The following is a 17,265-nucleotide window of genomic DNA, read 5'->3' on the forward strand; positions in this document are numbered from 1 at the left end:
TTTCAGGTTACTTTTTCGCAAAACTCTGAGCAGCGGAGAAGACATGCCCGAGCATTCGATCAGGCCCTGGGCGGCCTTCCTCATGGCAGTGAAGATCGAGACCGCCCCTGCCCCGCTCCTCTATCCGGCTATGCTTGAACTGCAGGAGATGCTGCAGCCGGTTATTGCAAGCAACCGCAGGTTTCTCGCCTCATTGGCACCGGTCCTTCAGCTGAGCGGTGAAGCAGCAGATACCGAAGGTGTTCTGGAGACCGCCAGGATGGCTATCCGCTTTGAAGCGGCGGCAACGGATGCCGCCCGGAAGATTGCCAAGAGCAGCCCGCTGGATGAGACAGCCTTAAGAGAGGCCGCACAGGCCGCACAATACCTCGGCCACCTGGCGCTGCTCTTGAAACAAGAGACGGCACAGGTCCAGCAGGATCATTCTGCAGCACACAGATTTGCGAATAACTGAAATGACGGAAGCCATGACAACTCTGAACCGTATCTTCGGCGCAGCTATCGCCGCCACTCTTGCAACCGCGGCCGCACCTGCCCTCTCGGACACATATGTTGCCAGCTGGAACGTCAAGCACCTGGGCTGGGACAATGGGAAGGACATCCGGGCAGTTGCCGAGGTTGCGGCGGCTTTTGATCTGATTGCGCTCCAGGAGGTCATGTCTCTTGACGGGCTTGAGAAGCTGGAATGGGAATTGGAACAGCGGACCGGTGCCGAGTGGCAAACCATGGCTTCCGAGGCCATCGGCCGGGGCAGCTATCGGGAGCACTATGCCTTCGCCTGGCGAACGGATGAGGTCGAATGGGTTGATGGTGCGGTCGTCTACATTGACGACCGTGACGCCTTCGCCCGGGAGCCCTTCTCAATGCGCTTTGAAACCGCGGAGGGCTATCGCTTCGTCATGGCCTCTGCGCACCTGATCTACGGCGACAGTGTCGCAGAGCGCGAGCGGGAAGCCCGCGCACTCGACAGCTATCACGCCTGGCTCGAGGAGAGCTTCGCGGGCACTCCGATCTATATCGCGGGCGATTTCAATTTACCCCCTGTCAACGCGGCATGGAATGCCCTGGGCCAGGATACTGCGCCCTTGATCACCGAAGGCGCAACCACCCTTTCGCCTGTCAACGGTCGCTTCGCGAATCTCTACGACAACATCTGGGCACCGGCCGGTATCGAGATCCCCGTTGCCTCGGCGGGCATTTTCAACTTTCCGGCTGAGCTGGGCATCACCCATGAGATCGCGCGGGGAACGGTGTCAGACCATGCTCCCGTCTGGATGCTGATCGACCCGGATACCTATCATGTCGTGCTGTCTCCTCACGCAGCGTCTCATGATGTGTCGAGCGCCACGGGCGCCTATCAGTTTGATGAACCGCGAACCGGCGGAGATGTCCGGGGCAACCGCAACTCGATGATCTACCACATTGAGGGCTGCCCGGGTTTCGACAAGATGTCCGAGAAGAACATTGTCCATTTCGCGAGTCAGGAGTTGGCCATTTCGGCCGGCTTCCGCATGGCGCGGAACTGCTCCTGATCTGCGTTCGGCGCGGTCTCGGCAGAACGCCGGCATCCTGATTTGGAGGCGACCTGCACGCCGCTTTGCAGAACCTGATTTACCGCGGTAAATCGGCGAGCATGATCAGGATGCCTCTGGGGTGCATTGCTGCAAGCGCTTTGCTTCAGCGGTCGATTTACCGCGGTAAATCGTCGGCCATCGTCAGGATGGCTCTCGAGGTCATTGCGGAAAGCCCTTCGCCTCTGCGGTCAGTTTACCGGGGTAAATCGGCCAGCAGCATCATGGTGCCGCCCGCAGGCTCACAATGGATGCGAGCATCTTGCATGACCGATTTACCGCGGTAAATCGGGTGATCATGACCAGGACTCCCTTGGGGTTCACTCTTGAAAGTCCTTCGCCTCTAGGGCCGATTTACCGGGGCAAATCGGCCGCCACGATCATGGTACCAACCGCTGGTTCACTATGGATGCGTACGGCTGGCATGATCGATTTACCGCGGTAAATCGTCGGCCATCATCAGGATGGATCTGGGGGTCATTGCGGAAAGCCCTTCGCCGCTGCTGGTCGATTTACCGGGGTAAATCGGGTGACCGTGAACAGGATGCTTTTGGAGTTCATTGCCTGAAGCCGACTGCAGGGAATATGGCAGCGACCGCAGGCTTGCAAAGGATAACAACGGCGGGCAAACCCAATTTACCGCGGTAAATCGCCAAGCGCGATCAGGATGCCCGTGTAGTTATTGGTGCAAGTCGTTCTCTTCTGGCTCTTCTGCGGTTGGCTTGCCTGGGCAAAAAACCACTTCCAATACCATGGTGACGCACGCGGACCCGCTACATCTGCCAACGGTTCGCATGATCGATTTACCGCGGTAAATCGGGTGGTCCATCACCATGCGCTCAGGCACCAATGCCCGCGGTTCCGCGTGCGGAAGGTCGTTGCCATACTGCATCGATCACTTTGAGCGCAGGGGTTGCGATCCGTGTATCCCATCGATGACCGCCGGCAGGTTAGATCTGACCTTCGCAGGCGCAGGACGATGCACGCAGCCGCAGCATGGAAACCGCAGCGCATGATATCGGAAGGGCTCCCGGGTTCCCAGGAGCTGGCAACATGCTTGGCTGATCTCGTACCGTCTCTTCTCATGGCTTGCTCCATAGAGTGCTTAGAGCCTGATTTACCGCGGTTTCAAGAACGCGGTGATACCTACGCAGCAGGCCGGACAAGACCGCCAGCAATCGCTTCTCCTCTTTCATAGTTTCTGAGCAAGGAGCGTAGATAGGCTTCAGGGCGTGCGATCTGAGCGATGTTGCGACCAAGGTAATTGAGCAGGAGGATCATCTTGGCTGGACCGAGGAGTTGTATGGCTGGCAGAACGGTCATCTGTCCAAGTCCAAGAAATCCAGAAAAATCCATTAATACCCTGGCGAGTTGGTGCTCGCTGTTTGGAGGTTCAGGGAAATACTCCCTGATGATCGAAGCATTGCTCCAGGCATTGGCGATCGATAGGCCCGTCTTCGAATGCTGAGGCCTATTATTTTTTTCTTTTGGTTCAGACTCTATGTGCCGGACAGTTTGACCGTCATCGCCGGTGGTTTTGTCCGGTGAAACCGCGGTTTGCCCTGAAGTTACGGAGGGGTAATCAGGCAGGCTAGCGGAAGCCGTGCCGATGTTGTCGGCCGCTGCTGAGCGCGGGGAGGGACCTGCGCCTGCAGGCTCAGTCTCCGGCCCGGGAACGGCCGCTTCGAGCGACACGATCTCCTCCTCGAGCTCGCGCATCTCCTGAGGGCAGGGCGCCTTGCGACGGAGCGTGCGGCGCAGGCGAACACGCATGTTCTCGATTGACTGGGGCAGGGGGGCGCCAACCGATGCAAAGGCGCGTGTAAGCGCCGCAAACCGCGCGCTGATCTCATTGCGGAGGTTGCGAAGGGCGAGGCGGCTGGCAACCTGTTCTTCATGCATATCGAGAAGCTCGTAGACGCGGTTGAGCAGAGGAGCGAGATCAATCCCGTATGCCGAAACGATCCGGCCCTCGCGGTCACGCTCTGGAAAGCGGCGGCCATTGGCGCTGAGCTTGCGGTTGATGAGACCGGCCGCTTCAAGGCGCGCTTCCCCACGGCGGAAGCGGCGCTCGTCCATGCCGCAGGCCCTGGTGAGGATCTCGGAGACGCTCATGAACGAGACATTCAATCCCATAGGATCCAGCGGTCCATGGGGCAGGACGGACAGGTGGGCCCGCAAGACCAGGATGTCCCTGTCATTCAATCCGAGGCGTTGCCGAAGCTCTGTGACCAGAGACAACAGCTCCCAACGGTCGAACTTGTGTCGACCGCCTTCATAAACCCGGCATACCTCTAAGGTTTGCCGGCGCGGCTGAGCCGCGGGCATTGATGTGTGCATTCTGCATTTCAGACGGCAAAAAAAGACCGTTCACCGAGGGACCGGTGTTGAATGCTTATCGAAAAGACGCTAGAAAGGCTTTGCTACAAGACCAAACGAGGCTCTTCGAAACTTCGGTTTCGGGGGGCCTTTTTCTTTTGCTCGGGTGTCTGCTCCTATTTTACGTGTGCCTGCTTCAGTATTGTTGTTGGTTCGATTTACCGCGGTAAATCGAACGTTATTGTTATTTATCAGATACTTATGCTCCTCCTTTACTCTGACTTTCTTCGTGTTCCCTGATCACCGCATCGATGCGTTCAGCTAGACGATCGAGAAGGGCAGGGGGGGTGGACTTCTTGGTCTTGATCACAATCTGATTGTCCTTGCGGACCGTTGTGACGTTCCCACCCATGTAGGCGCGCTGTGCATCCGTCTTAGCGGGCTTGGCTGGCGCCTTACGCTTGCCGCCAGCCTGAACCGATTTCAGCAGGTTTTGGAACCGCTCAACACTGTCCTCGATCTCGATATCGATGAGCGACAGCGCCGCGGACGGTGTGATCTTGTGGGTTTCCATCCCGGTGATCAGCTTGTCCCACTGGCGGCGTCCGACACCCCTGGCGGGACCGATGGCGACAACCAGGTCTTCCCCTAGGGTGGTGTATGCCTTGACCATAAAGTTGATGAGCGTGCGCGAAACATTGAGGAACTCCGCGATGTCCTTCTGCTCATAGCCAGCCTCTAATCCCTGGGCCGCAGCGCGGGCGCGCTCGATGTAGCTGGTCTCAAGACGGGCGGAATTCTCGATGCCCTGGGCAACGAAGGCTTCGCGGTCGTCCATCTTGGACACGAAGGCCTTGATGCGAGGCATCCCCAGACGCCGCGTGGCTGCGAGACGCCGACGCCCTACGACGATCTCATAGGGCTGATCACCGGTGATGGCGCGGACCAGGATAGGGATCTGCTGACCATTCTCCCGTATGCTGTCCATCAGGCTTTGGAGGTCTTCATTGATGTCGATGCGATCGCGGATCTTGCTGTCGGCGATCTGGTTGACGGCAATCTCCTGATATGTCCGGTCGGCACCGCCCTGGGTCGCCGCTTTGATGTACTTGTCGCTGGCGGCACCGCCCTTGATGATCGGTTTCCGGCGCGGAGCTATCGGCGCCCGGCTGGTTCCGGTTTCGGTTTTTTCATCTGGAGTCTTGGGTGCATCGAATACTGGTCGTGCCATCAGGAGACCTCATTTTTGTCGGCAATCCGCCCACGGCTGATCATGACCTCTTCCTCGATCTCCATGGCGATCCCGTGCAGGCTCTCAAGGATCCTGTCGTAGGTCTTCCGGGTGAAGCTGGAAGGGTCAACCTCGAGCAGGGGGTTCATCGTGTTCCCGGCATCGGCAATCGCCGTCGATGCGAGGAAGTCCATGTTGAGCATGGATGTCCCCAGCGTGTTGCGCAGGAAGGATGCCAGTCCGAGCTGAGCCGGGTCGCTCGGAGAATATCGGGTCAGCAGGATGCGGATGAAGTCGAAACGCTTGTTCGGATCAACCTCCTCGATGCTCCGAAGGGTGCTGGAGGCAAGGTCGAGGAACTTCACAAGGCTGACCACGTCCAGCATGCCCGCCGAGAGCGGGATCAGCATGGAGTTGGACGCATAGAGCGCCGCGATCACGCAGAAACTCATATGAGGCGGGGTGTCGAAGATCACCACGTCATAGGCATCCTCGACAAGGCTCAGGGCTTCCGAGATCCGCGAGTAGAAGGGAACGCCTTGAGCCGCCGCGCTCGCGGTCTCGTACTCGAACTCGGTCAAGGCGATCGAGCCCGGGATGATGTCGATGTTCGGGAAGTAGGTCGCCTGGATTGCATCGGTGATCGGCACGCGCAACTCGCCGTCACCCTCTTCCTCGTAGCGCAGGACGTCATAGATCGAGGGCAGGCCGTCGAGGTCGGCCTGAATGTCGAAGAGGTCCGAGCAGCTCGCTTGCGGATCGAGGTCGACCACAAGCACCTTGAAGCCTCGGACGGCCAGAAACTGTGACAGGTTTGCGGCGGTGGAGGTCTTGGAGACCCCGCCTTTCAGGTTGTAAATCAATAGCTTAGAGGTGTGTTCGCCCTCAAGCTTGCCCGGAAACATCTCGGGCGTGATCTTCCCGGCCTCGTAGAGGCGGGCCTGAATCTCGTGGATCTCATCCAGCGAGAAGGTGCGCCGGTTGCCGGGCTCCATGATACCCTCCGGCAACCCCTCGATTGTTTTGAGGTGGTGCCTTAGAGTGTTGTAATTCATGCGGAAGGCGAGGTCGGCCATCTCGCGAATCGTGAAACGGCGCAGGCCCTTTTCCGATTTGCGCGTGTCGGGCGCGAGAAGACGGCTCAACTGCGTCTTCAGGGCGACATCCAGCGCTTCACTGAACGAATTCAGTGTTTCAGAGCCCAGTAGGTCTCTCATGCTGCTCAATCCTCGGTTATTCTTTTGCTTGGACCCTACATCAATAAAACCGCGTGGGTCTATAGAAAGCTGACGAGAATAGGGAATATCGGCGAAGGCATTATCCAGTGATGAACGGGCCGCGCCTTGGTAATTTGTTTTCATTCAATGACTTATCGGCATCGCAGCCCTGAAACGGCAGGGACTGAATTGCCTGGAATTGGCCCGCCTCAGGGGGCATCGACGCAATTCAGCCTGCAAAATCAAGGCATGTCGATTCTTGGCGGACCATTAAATGCCCTGCAAGAAGCGGCGTGACCCGGAGAGGTTGAGAAGATGATTCCTGCCACCCGCGGACCATGACTGCCAACCAGGAAGGGGCGCTGCCGGGCGCCCCTTTTACCGGTGCAGACGCGGGGCGTCATTCAACGTCTGGTCATTGCGCCGTGGAGGGGCAGGGGCATCAGGATCCTCAGGATCACCCTGGGAGGGGCGTTTCGGCCGCAGACTCTGCAGCTTTCTCCGGGATGTCCAGCGAACTGCCCTGGAACCCCTCCCATTGCGAGAGCTCGGAACGGTCGATGATCGAAACGTCGACCTCCCACGGCATCGGGTCATCCTCATCCATTCGGTGAACCAGAACGGTTTCGTAGTCTTCAGGGTTTGGCCAGGCGGGATCCGGGATGATCCCATCAAAATCATCCGGATCTGCCTGGAGCTCCAGGATGACGGCGCGGGTCAGCTCGCCATCCCAACCGCCGGATTTGGCATAGGCGTAGGCATCAGGGAGATTGTCGTAGACATAGACCCCAAAGCCATCATCTCCCCAGCCGCCCTGAAAGCCGATTTCGATGATGTTCTCAGCCGACTCCGGCGAGGTCACATGGTAGTAGGGCCGTTTTGACAGGCGGGCCCGCTCTTCAGCTTCCCGGGCCGCTTTGTCCCTGACGATGTTATCCTCGACACCCTGCCGGTAACCCTTCTCCCATTCTTCTGCATAAGATTCTGCGTTCCAGGCAGCCTTCCGGCCGTTTTTCCACGGGTTGAACATCGCTTCTTCGTCCGCGGTCACGACGCCGTAGGCTTCCGCCTGAGCGCGGCCTTGCCGGTGTGGGGAGAGCTTCGTCATATCAGGTGCTCGATCATGGTTGCGATGGGAGCTATTGGGGGAGGGAGCCCCGCGCCCTCGGTCTGTTTTTCGCATAGTGGCATGCGGGATTGTACCGCTCAAGAGAAACTGTCTGTTACAGGATGAAATCGTAGGCATCCTGAGCGCGAGCCGTAAAGCTTTCAAGGAGCGCATCCTGTGTATCCGCAAGTGGAGCACGTGCAGGAATGCTCGGCATGCAGTTTCAATCGCGCACAAGCACAGCTTGATTTTGGCAATTTCAAGGCGAGCGTCCCCTTTTGGGTACACCCACCAAATTTGGCTGGATGTAACAGTTTTGTGTCGCTATCTGGCTCTCGTTCTCGCGTATTTGCGAGTCGATTATTAACAAGAGCATCCAAGCTCGAGATGCCGGGCCACAAGGGGCCAGCCATGCGTATTGCTAGCCATGCCTGACTTAGTCACTCCGGTGAGAATCGTGCCGCGTGAGACGCCGGAGTCCAGGAAATCTGGGCCGGCCACGAGACGCCAAGAAGAGAGAAGGATAGAAAACCTATGTTTGATCTTCCCGCTGAGCAGAGCTTCCGTCCCGAGCTTGATTTGGCCACCGACAGCGGCGTGATCCGCTTTGGCCCCCTGAAAGCAAGCTGCGCAGGGGAAATCCGCGCGCTTATGCAAGAGTTCGGGCTTTCCACGGGCGGAGATCAGGATCTGCGGATCGAGAGCGCGGGTCACGATGCTGTCTTCCTGATTGCGGCAGGGGAGGGCGTGACCGGCTATTTCCTCGAAGAGTTCGGGATCGAGGCGGCGATCGAAAGCGTTGACGCCCTTGTACTGCGTTGCTGTGCAATTGGCGCGCCAGTCTCAATCCGGGGGCATTACTTCCCCGATGATGAGACCCGGATCGCAACCTTGATGACCGCTGTTCACGACGGCGCCCATGTCACCTGGTGCCATGTGCGCGCCCGCATCCGCGGCGGGGAGATCCTGCGGCTGGAGGGAGCTGAAGGACAACGCGGGTTCCCCATGGTTTCCTGCAGCCCTCGCCCTCTCACCCCGGCTTTGAGGGCCGATACAGAGCATCTGCACGGCCGTGTTACGGCCTGACCCCCATTGACCAGGCCCAGCAGGGCCTGGCTGACGTCTCAGCCGCTGAATACGGCTTCGCAGTGCCTCATGAGGATGGGGGTGTCCCTCATCTCCGGCGTGACCGTGAGCACACCGGAGATGCTGCCAGGAAGAACCAGGTCAATACGCCAGCTGACCGATCCGGTGTTGTCGAGCGTGCAGCTAAGCGTGGACCTGCCGTTTACACGCGTCCGCCAGGAAACAACGGCGCCATCCTCGAGGTTTGCGGCTGCTCGGCGGGGCAGGGGGGCAGGCAGCGGCCCAAGCGCCTCAATGGCCTGCTGAACAGCGGTTTCAACATGACCTTCATGCTGGCCCGCACCACCCCCCGAAGGTCCGCGGATCAGAAAAACGCCACCGAGCGCGATCCCAAGGAATGCTGCCATGACGCACAGCGTGGATGCTTTCATTTTGTAGCTCCTCCCTGCTTCAAGGGGTTAAAACCCGTCGCAGCCGCAAGCACATCCATCACATCCTTTGCAGGTCGCAGAACATCCGTCATCACAGGACGGGCTTTGCGCCTTTCCGAGGCGAGGAACATCACCGCAACCGTCTGTGATGTCGGGCAGCAGGGGATCGCAGTCGCACGTCGCCGCTTCATTGCGGCACCCTCGTCCCGGCTTTCTGCGCCGCTGCCGGATACCTTCAGCGGCAGTGGAGCAATCTTTGAAGCGCTGCCTGATCAGGGGCATAGCCCCGAAAAACCCAATCTCGCGGATTTTCTCTTTCGCAAAGCCTGAACAGCCGGGGCCGCCATTGGCAACGCGGTAGGCGCAGGAATAGCCTTTGCGAGGGGAAATGAAGGTCTGATAGAACCAGATGCCGGCCAGAGAGAGCTTGGAAATCATTGACCGTCCTCCAAGGACGCAGTCGCCTGCTCGATTACATCTGGGAGAAACAGCTCCACTTCCGTCACGATGCACTCTGCAACATTCTTTTTCGCACGTCTGCCCCGCCACTTCCAGATTCCGGAACCGTATTTGGCCACTAGATAGCCAGCTGTGAGGGCCATAAGCCCACCCAGGAAAAGCGCCAAAGACCGAGACTCGGTGATTTCAAACATGTACGCCATCGAACAGCCGTAAATCACAGCTGCAATAACGGCGACCACCACATGACCCCCGAAATCACCATCAAGTGGCATATGCCCAGCTTCGATTTTTTCAAGACAAATAGCGGAAACATCCGGTGCTTCGACATCAAGATAGGCGGCCGGACCACTGATCCGACTGTCCGTCAGGGCATAGAAGCCACGCGCTTGAACACCAAATCGGGTCTGCTGGAAGACCACGCACGCCCGGCCTGCAAACAGCTCGGCTACGGCACCCTTGTGAAGGAACAGCGCCTGTTCCAAGTGATACGTCTCGGCTGGCGTGAACTTCAGCAGCCGGCCTGAGATCTTGCGTTCTTCAATGAGCCCCTCAGGCACTGCAATAAGATCCCTGACACGGGTTACAGGAACAGCTGTGGCGGTTTCCCGGCTGCTGGGTTCCAAGATGTGCAGAGGCTCGTTGTGATCAACGAGCGGCGGCTTTTTCAAATCGACCATTGGAAATATCCATTATCTATTTTCGCAAATATTCTGACAGGCTGCGGTGGGGTTTGCAATTTAAAAACGCCCTGGCTTAACAGGCCCCGGGTTTGGGCCCGGTCCAGCAGCATCTTCACCGAGGAGGCGGGCGCACAAAGCACTCTTAGAGTGAATTTCCCCTGCGACTATATGTATATCTGATATGCATCTATTGCATGGGCTGAGCGAACCCCCTGTGTTCGTTGGTGATATCATTCAAACAGAGCGCGATAAGGCACCTCCGCGAAGTTGACAAAATCGAACACTGACGCCATTCCACATGTCCCACTATGGGTACACTACCGTCCCATTAAGCTTAAATTATCAAGCAACTTGGCCGGGTCTTGAGCAGCATACAAACGTGTGGTCTGGTCCGGGCTTGGCTTGAATCATCTGCCAGGACTGCGGCAAGGACGACCAAAGATGTTCAAGGACAACCCTTTCGACTATATCGAGGACTTCGAAAAAATCGAAAGCGAGCTCCATGAAATCGGACCTACAGGCTACGCCCTGGTCCTGCATGGGCATGCATGGAAGACGAAGTTCTTCTACACCACCTATCCCGACGAGTGGATCGCGATATATGACCAGAACAACCTTGTAACAGTTGATCCGGTCTTTCTTTGGGCCTTGGGCAATGTTGGGGTAACCAGATGGAGTGAGATGGGTGTACGCAAAACGGTGGCTGCCGATTACGTCATGACAAGGGCATCTGACCACGGCCTGTCCTTTGGTGCGTCCGCAGCTGCCAAGAGCAAGCATCTCAACAATAAAAAATGCATGCTGTCCCTTGCACGGGAAGATCGGGAACTCACCGACGAGGAACTTTGCCGGTTGCAGGAAATTCTTGAATACATCGTCGAAGTACATGACGGCCGGATGGGCCTGTCAGACTTAGACATACATACAATCCAAGCACTTTGCTGGGGGAACTCCCAGGAAGAAATCGCAAGGCAGATGAACACTTCTAGAGAGGCGATCAAGAAGCGGATAGAGCGGATCAGGAAGAAGCTTGGCGCACGCAACGCGACACATGTGGTGTCGATTGCGCTTTCGCACAGCCTGATCGATGTGAAATAGGGCGTATTTGTATTGGACGTCCCTATTTGGATGCCTCTTGCAACAAGCTATCCATTGTGGATCTTTCTAGCGGTTTGCACGAAGGCTGGAGCACACTTTTGCGGTTGATTCCGTTACCGCCGGCTCACGTGGATATGGTCACAGCTATTTTCCAAGAGCCCGCGGTTCCTCGCCCGGTCCAGCAGCATCTTCACCGAGGAGGCGGACCATTTCGACCGGCCGCGCGGTGTGCGCTCATGCATGGCTTCCAGCCGGTCAGCGATCTGAGCGAGCGTCATGTCCGGCGCGGCGCCCGCGATACCGGCGATAATCGCCAGAAGCCGGTCATCCGTATCCTTGCGGGGCGCGCGCTCCAGAACCGCAGGCTCCATCAGACCCTCCCGCACAAAACGCCTGACGGCGCGCTTCAGCCGCTCGATAGACCATTTCCGGGCATCGGCTGGCAGCTTCGCGTTGATGATGCGTGTCACGTCTTCCCAAGGCATATCGGGCCGCAGCCTGCGAACCTCGGGAACCCATTGGCTGGCGCTGCGCTCCAGCTTGGTGAAATGCGCCTGGTCCCGGGCGTCCCGGACCTTGCGGATGGCTTCGGGATCCTGGGACCGCAAGCCGGGGTTGCCGCCGATGCGGCCTTCGGACCGCGCCGAGCGCAATCCGGACAGGGTCCGCTCCCGGATAAGGGCCCGCTCAAGCTCAGCGGCCGCCCCAAGCACCTGCAGGGTGAACTTCCCCTGCGGGCTGGAGGTGTCGACCGGATCGCGGAGCGATTTGAAATGCGCCCCCTTGGCTTCAAGGCCCTCGATCACTTCAAGCAGATGGGAAAGGGATCGAGCCAGGCGGTCCAGCCGGACAACAACCAGCGTGTCGCCCGCTTTCAAGCTGTCGCACAGATGGCGCAGGGCAGGGCGCTCGCGGCTGCCGCCGGAGCCATGCTCCTCATGGACTTCGGTGCAACCGGCCGCGCGCAGCTCCTGCACCTGGGCGGCATTGGACTGCTCGTCCGTCGAGACCCTTGCGTAGCCGATCAGGGGCATAGCAGCTCCGCTTCGTTCAATCCCGGCGATAGGGCAGGGAGCAAACGGGCGGCGGCCTGGCGCGGGAGCAGCACGGCCGCCCTGATGGAAACGGACCCCTGCCACACTTCCACGATCGTCTCCCAGGCCTCCCGGATCTCATCCCGGCAGCCGGGCTCATCCACGGCTTCCTTGAAAGACGTGAAGATGCTGGCCACCTCACGGGCCCTGAGCCGGACGGCTCCGTCCGGCAGCTCCCGGCCGGCCCAGCCCGCCACGAGATCAGGGATGATGGTCTCAGGATCGATGCGGGCCTGATCCTCAAGCCAAAGTCGGTCGAAAAGAGACCGGCCTTGCGGGGTCAGGTACCAGCAGTCATCCTGCAGTTTGCGCTTGCCGCCCTGGTTGGGCTTGGCGAGGCCGCGGGCTTTGAGCAGGTTCAGCGCGGAAGGGGACAGCTCGTTGAGAGGGGCCATGCCCTCATTCTCGCCGACCCACATCAGCGCGGCAGTTTCTTTCGGCCCCATGTCACGCCGCCTCCATTTCGTTTTCCGGGATGATCAGCGGGTCATAGACGGCCAGCTTTGCCTTCGCTGCCTGAATGTCCGCGAGGATCAGGCGCTCGAGTTCCTGCTCAGAATAGCTGATGGCGGCCTCTTCGGAACCCAGCCCGGATTTGCTGCGCTCATTGACCACCGCGAACCACTTCCCGTCCAGCACCGAACGGAAGATCCGCGCTTCATTCCCGCCCGGCAGCAGCACGCGGCGGCTGGTCGGGTTGGGGTCGTCGATCTTCGACCAGGAGAAGGTCAGATTGAGTTTGACGGGTGTCATCTTGCGTCCTTCAGTGGAGCGGCGGGCCTAAGCCCATTCGCCGGGATAGTGTTCTGTGCCCCACCAGCGCCGACCGCGCTGGCGGTTGTTTGTCGGGTTGCTCTTGAGCAGGCCCGCGCGCTCCGCCTTACGAAGCGCCTCCAGCTTGTTGCCGCCGGTCAGGCGCGTCACATCGGCTGACGTCATGCCCCGGCTCTTCTCGGCGGCGATCATCTCGGCGAGGTCTTCAGGGCTTGAAATCATCGCTTGCGTCCTCCTGGCCCGGCTGCGCCTCTCTGTTTTTCGCATATTGGCAGAGGCGCGCGGCAAATTCAATATCATAAGTCATTTTCAACCGGTCGTTTGTAAACGCCTGCAAAGGCGGATCTCTCTCGCCGGCCTGAGGCACGGCTGGCGCCCGTTCGGGCGATGAGCCCAATGAAATAAGGCTGTCAGGCATATGGGGCGCTTGGGCCGAGGCGTCATCGGGATTTTGACCACCCGTCCGGCAGGGGAGGGCGGCCCGCTGCCGTTTGATATGCCCTGAAATTCGATGGGCCAATGGAATGAAATATTGATTTACGTTCCATAAGAGCGGATAACCAACACAAATAATTGAAATAAATTAGTGAGGATAGATGGCCGCCGGGAGCCCTTTCGATCTGGTTTTAGCCGCCGAAGTCAGGGCTTCCCGCATCGAGGGCCACCTGGCGGCGGATCCGGTGATTGCTGCGCAGTGGCGCAGCGAGGCCGCGGTGGCCGAAGCGGCCGCATCGATTGGACTGGAGGATCTGCGCCTGTCGGAAACCGATCTCCTCGTGCGGGTCAGTGAAAACCCGGAAACCCACGCGGATGTCAGGGCGATCGAGGATGCGCTTTCGGTGCTGCGGTTTTTGCGGGCGCCGGGCGACCCGGCCAATGAGCCGCTGTCGGTGCTCGACCGGATCGCCAGGCTCTCAGCGCGTGCAGAGACCTATGAGCCGCTGCCGGAGGTGGATGACGAGATGGTGCAGGTGTTTGCGCGGTGCCGCGGCCGCGCGCCTCTGCTGGAAGCCATCCGCGCCAGTGCCCACTATGCGGCGCTGACCGAACGGCGCAGCCCGGTTGCGGAGCGGCTGGTGTTTGCGGCCGCCGAGCATTTGTCGCGCAGCCGTGTTCTTGGCGGTGCATCACGGTCCCGCCACATGGATGATCCGCTGCGGGGCCTCGGCGGGCGCGTCGATGCATCCTGGGTCATCCTGCCCTCGCTTGCGCTGACGCGGATGCGGTTCCGGATCTGGTCACCGCTGAATCCCAAAGCGGTTCAGGAATTGCTTCAGGGGATCGGGGGCATCCTCGACCAGGAGCTGGGCCGGGTGATCACCATTCGGGCGTGGCGGGAAAAGGCCGCCATGGCCGCGCGGGGCAAGAGCCGCCGCTCCCGCTTGCCGGATGCGGTAGATGCCTTCGGCATTGAACCGGTCATGACCTCGCAGGCGCTGGCGGACCGCCTGGGCATCACGCAGCGCGGCGCGATCAAACTGCTCGGGGAGCTGGTCGAGCAAGGGCTTCTCGTCGAGATGACGCGCCGGCGTTCGGCCCGGATATGGGCCACCCCGGGTCTGGCCGCATTGCTGGGCAGGCGCGCGGAGCCTGCCGGACGTGCGGCGCCCGCAGCAGGTATTGCGGCCCGCGGCAGTCCTGGCCTGCCTCAAGCGGGGCAGAGCAGGGCCGGGGAGGCGCGCCGCATCAAAGAGGAGAACAAGGCCGCGGTGGAAAGAGCGCTTGCGGACTTCGATGCGGTGCTGGAACAGGTCGATGGAATTCTGGGCAAGCGCGGCGGGTAAGCTTCCGGCGCTCTGAGTGTCAATGAGCGTTCAAAACTGACCCGGTTTCAGCGTTTGAATTTGACCCACCCCTTGTGGCGCAAAGGCCCCAGGCGGGCCGCCCTCATATAGCGAGTCCGTCTGGGGCCTTTGCTTGCGCGACGTTTATGTTTTTCTGCGTCGCTTGCTCTGTGCGAACCGGTATGACGTGTTGCCTGTCTCGATGATTGCGCAGTGATGGGTTACGCGATCCAGAAGCGCCGTTGTCATCTTGGCGTCACCGAAGACCGAGACCCATTCGCCGAACTCCAGGTTCGTCGTGATGATGACACTGGTCTTCTCATAGAGCTTGCTGATCAGATGGAACAGCAACGCGCCGCCGGACTTGGGGAACGGGATGTAACCCAGCTCGTCGATGATGACGCAGTCCAGGGCCGAGAGCTGCCGGATGATCTTCCCGGCATTGCCCTCGGCCTGTTCCTTGATCAGGGCGTTGATCAGGTCGACGGCGTTGAAGAAGCGCGCCTTCTTGCCGTTGCTGATCAGGGTGGTTCCAAGCGCGATGGCGATGTGGGTTTTGCCGGTGCCGGTTCCGCCCACCAGGATGAGATTGTGTGCCTCTTCTGTGAACTGGCCTGAGCAGAACGGCTCGATCTGGGGCTGGGTGACGGCGGCCGCGCTGTAATCGAAGGTGGCGAAGTCCTTGTGGTGGGGGAACTTCGCAATCCTCATTTGATACTGGATGGAGCGCACCCGCCGCTCTACAGTCTCAGCGTCGATCAGTTGCTTTATCGCTGTGGTCAGACTTGGTGGCTTGCGCGCGGACAGCAAATCATGGGCGCAAGCTGCCATCCCGTGCAACCTCAGGGCGGTCAGTTGGTCGATGAGGGCGTTCATGCGGCAGCCTCCTCAGCCGAGCACAGCGCCTCATAGCGCTTGCAATCGGCCTCGGGCCGCAAGGTCAGCTGCGGATAGGTATAGGCGTCGCTGAGCGGCGTGATAACCGGCTCCACCAACTGGTTAATCAGGTTGATGATGGCGGGCAGGCGCAGGGTGTTTTGTTCCACCGCCAGTTCGCAAGCCGTCTCGACCACCTCGATCCCGTGATCCTGGGCCAGCAGAAGCAGATCGACGAACTCCCGATCCCCGCCTTTGCCGGCCATGTAGTGCTCCCTGATCCGATGCATGGCCCCAGGCAGTTGCCAGTCCACAAAGGGGGCGCCGTCGCGCAGGGCGCCGAGCTTGCGATCCAGCAGCGGCACGTAGTGCCAAGGTTCAAAATAGCTGACATTGCGGGTGAAGCGACGCTTGTGCTCGGCGATGACATCCTGGCCCGACACCAGCACGATCCGGCCTGCATAGGCGCGCAGCGACACATGTTGCCCCGCGAACCGGGACGGCACACTGTAGCGATTGCTGGCATATTGAACCAGGCAGGTGGAGCGAACACGAACGGTCTTTTCCACGTATCCGTCAAATGCTCGCCCCAGAGGGCGCAGTTCGGCGCGTTCGTCTTCGAACAGCTCTGCAATCGTGCGATCCGATTGCTCGGGATGGGGCCGGTTTGCCAGCTCTTCACAGCGCAGGCGCAGCCAATCGTTCAGCGCATCGAGATCATCAAAGGCAGGTTTGGGCGCAAACAACCGGCCGCGCAAAAACTGGACCTGGTTCTCGACCTGTCCCTTCTCCCAGCCCGCAGCCGGGGTGCAGGCCACCGGCTCCATCACGTAATGGTTCATCAAGGCCAGGAACCGGGGATGGAATATCCGGTCCTTCGAGCGCGAGACGTAGGTCACCATGGTCTTGGGGTTGTCGATGATCACCCGGCGTGGAACCCCGTCATAGAAAGACAGCGCCCGCGCAAAGGCATCCAGCACCATCTCCTGGGCTTCGCCGGGATAGGCCACGACAAAGGGTTTGCGGCTGTGGCACAGGCGGAAATGGGCAACCTTCACCTTCTGCTCGATACCGCCCAGGACAACCCGTTCTTCGCTCCAGTCAAATTGCAGCGCATCGCCTGCCGCAAAATGCAGCGGGATAAAGGCCTCGCCCGAACCGGCACCGGCCCGCTTCAGATCGCGGACAAATCGCTGAACTGGCGAATAGGAACCGGTGTAGCCTTCCACCACGAGCTGCTCATAGAGCTTCTGGGCCGTCCGCCGCTCCCGGCGTGGTCGCTTCTGGTCCTGATCGAACAGCTCCTGAAGCCGAAGATCAAACCCGTTGCACAGTTTGTGCCGAACCGGCGGGGCCTGGCGCTGGTAGCTCGGCGGGCTCTCATCCTTCAGATACTTCTTGATCGTGTTCCGCGATAATCCCGTCGCCCGCGCAACAGACCGGATGCTGCGTCCCTCAACCAATACCCATCGTCGGATCTTCGACACGCTTTCCATCAGTAACACCTGCTCTTTCCTCCGCACTTTTAGTGCGG

Annotated in this window: 19 protein-coding genes; 5 read left to right on the forward strand and 14 right to left on the reverse strand. The window is 59.6% G+C overall.

Translation table 11 applies throughout. From position 1 onward, the window contains the following. Positions 1-88: 88 nt before the first annotated feature. On the forward strand, positions 89-454 hold the full coding sequence (locus CAER_RS0105580) for a hypothetical protein (RefSeq protein WP_154667711.1): 366 nt from the start codon (positions 89-91) through the stop codon (positions 452-454). 1 nt (position 455) lies between these two features. Beyond that, positions 456-1,532 carry an endonuclease/exonuclease/phosphatase family protein gene (locus tag CAER_RS27610; RefSeq protein ID WP_036796908.1) on the forward strand — a complete coding sequence of 359 codons (1,077 nt, stop codon included), beginning with the start codon at positions 456-458 and terminating at the stop codon, positions 1,530-1,532. Between the two features lie 1,185 nt (positions 1,533-2,717). Here the strand turns inward: CAER_RS27610 and CAER_RS0105595 are convergent. From CAER_RS0105595 to CAER_RS0105610, 4 genes are all read right to left on the reverse strand, one after another. Further along, complete coding sequence (locus CAER_RS0105595) at positions 2,718-3,911, reverse strand: helix-turn-helix domain-containing protein (RefSeq protein WP_084299451.1); 1,194 nt, start codon at positions 3,909-3,911, stop codon at positions 2,718-2,720. A 238-nt stretch (positions 3,912-4,149) separates the two neighbouring features. Further along, complete coding sequence (locus tag CAER_RS28830; RefSeq protein WP_051357713.1) at positions 4,150-5,121, reverse strand: ParB/RepB/Spo0J family partition protein; 972 nt, start codon at positions 5,119-5,121, stop codon at positions 4,150-4,152. After that, the gene (locus CAER_RS27620; RefSeq protein ID WP_161631069.1) at positions 5,121-6,176 is read right to left on the reverse strand and encodes an AAA family ATPase; all 1,056 of its coding nucleotides are present in this window, start codon (positions 6,174-6,176) and stop codon (positions 5,121-5,123) included. Before CAER_RS27620 ends, CAER_RS28830 begins: the two co-directional genes overlap by 1 nt. Positions 6,177-6,795: 619 nt before the next feature. Continuing rightward, a complete protein-coding gene (locus CAER_RS0105610; RefSeq protein ID WP_027234427.1) occupies positions 6,796-7,446 on the reverse strand; it encodes a hypothetical protein in 651 nt (216 codons plus the stop codon). A gap of 534 nt (positions 7,447-7,980) precedes the next feature. On the opposite strand from CAER_RS0105610, the gene CAER_RS0105615 reads away from it, so the two are divergent. Next, positions 7,981-8,532, forward strand: coding sequence for a hypothetical protein (locus CAER_RS0105615; protein WP_027234428.1), 552 nt, complete (start codon positions 7,981-7,983; stop codon positions 8,530-8,532). Positions 8,533-8,570: 38 nt separating this feature from the next. Here the strand turns inward: CAER_RS0105615 and CAER_RS0105620 are convergent, their stop codons facing one another. From CAER_RS0105620 to CAER_RS0105630, 3 genes are read right to left on the reverse strand one after another with little or no spacing between them, the layout of a single operon-like run. After that, positions 8,571-8,963, reverse strand: coding sequence for a hypothetical protein (locus CAER_RS0105620; RefSeq protein ID WP_027234429.1), 393 nt, complete (start codon positions 8,961-8,963; stop codon positions 8,571-8,573). A 27-nt stretch (positions 8,964-8,990) separates the two neighbouring features. After that, positions 8,991-9,401, reverse strand: coding sequence for a membrane protein insertion efficiency factor YidD (yidD, locus tag CAER_RS28835; RefSeq protein ID WP_051357715.1), 411 nt, complete (start codon positions 9,399-9,401; stop codon positions 8,991-8,993). Beyond that, the gene (locus CAER_RS0105630; RefSeq protein WP_027234430.1) at positions 9,398-10,102 is read right to left on the reverse strand and encodes a hypothetical protein; all 705 of its coding nucleotides are present in this window, start codon (positions 10,100-10,102) and stop codon (positions 9,398-9,400) included. Before CAER_RS0105630 ends, yidD begins: the two co-directional genes overlap by 4 nt. Before the next feature lie 444 nt (positions 10,103-10,546). On the opposite strand from CAER_RS0105630, the gene CAER_RS0105635 reads away from it, so the two are divergent. Further along, on the forward strand, positions 10,547-11,203 hold the full coding sequence (locus CAER_RS0105635; protein ID WP_027234431.1) for a helix-turn-helix transcriptional regulator: 657 nt from the start codon (positions 10,547-10,549) through the stop codon (positions 11,201-11,203). A gap of 113 nt (positions 11,204-11,316) precedes the next feature. On the opposite strand, the gene CAER_RS0105640 is transcribed toward CAER_RS0105635, so the two are convergent. From CAER_RS0105640 to CAER_RS29645, 5 genes are read right to left on the reverse strand one after another with little or no spacing between them, the layout of a single operon-like run. Then, positions 11,317-12,237, reverse strand: coding sequence for a recombinase family protein (locus CAER_RS0105640; RefSeq protein ID WP_027234432.1), 921 nt, complete (start codon positions 12,235-12,237; stop codon positions 11,317-11,319). Then, on the reverse strand, positions 12,228-12,743 hold the full coding sequence (locus CAER_RS0105645) for a hypothetical protein (protein WP_027234433.1): 516 nt from the start codon (positions 12,741-12,743) through the stop codon (positions 12,228-12,230). The genes CAER_RS0105640 and CAER_RS0105645 overlap by 10 nt, the downstream gene beginning before the upstream one ends. Before the next feature lies 1 nt (position 12,744). After that, complete coding sequence (locus tag CAER_RS0105650; RefSeq protein WP_027234434.1) at positions 12,745-13,050, reverse strand: hypothetical protein; 306 nt, start codon at positions 13,048-13,050, stop codon at positions 12,745-12,747. A gap of 27 nt (positions 13,051-13,077) precedes the next feature. Next, a complete protein-coding gene (locus CAER_RS0105655; protein ID WP_154667712.1) occupies positions 13,078-13,293 on the reverse strand; it encodes a hypothetical protein in 216 nt (71 codons plus the stop codon). Then, a complete protein-coding gene (locus tag CAER_RS29645) occupies positions 13,277-13,489 on the reverse strand; it encodes a hypothetical protein (protein ID WP_154667713.1) in 213 nt (70 codons plus the stop codon). The genes CAER_RS0105655 and CAER_RS29645 overlap by 17 nt, the downstream gene beginning before the upstream one ends. A 178-nt stretch (positions 13,490-13,667) precedes the next feature. Here CAER_RS29645 and CAER_RS0105665 point away from each other — a divergent pair, with 178 nt between their 5' ends. Further along, on the forward strand, positions 13,668-14,855 hold the full coding sequence (locus CAER_RS0105665) for a hypothetical protein (protein ID WP_027234436.1): 1,188 nt from the start codon (positions 13,668-13,670) through the stop codon (positions 14,853-14,855). A 144-nt stretch (positions 14,856-14,999) separates the two neighbouring features. Here the strand turns inward: CAER_RS0105665 and istB are convergent, their stop codons facing one another. Beyond that, positions 15,000-15,731: an IS21-like element helper ATPase IstB gene (istB, locus tag CAER_RS0105670; protein WP_027234437.1), complete on the reverse strand. Its 732-nt coding sequence runs from the start codon at positions 15,729-15,731 to the stop codon at positions 15,000-15,002. Continuing rightward, the gene (gene istA, locus CAER_RS0105675) at positions 15,728-17,227 is read right to left on the reverse strand and encodes an IS21 family transposase (RefSeq protein WP_154667748.1); all 1,500 of its coding nucleotides are present in this window, start codon (positions 17,225-17,227) and stop codon (positions 15,728-15,730) included. The genes istB and istA overlap by 4 nt, the downstream gene beginning before the upstream one ends. Between the last annotated feature and the right edge of the window lie 38 nt (positions 17,228-17,265).

This window comes from Leisingera caerulea DSM 24564, assembly GCF_000473325.1.
Taxonomy (GTDB): domain Bacteria; phylum Pseudomonadota; class Alphaproteobacteria; order Rhodobacterales; family Rhodobacteraceae; genus Leisingera; species Leisingera caerulea.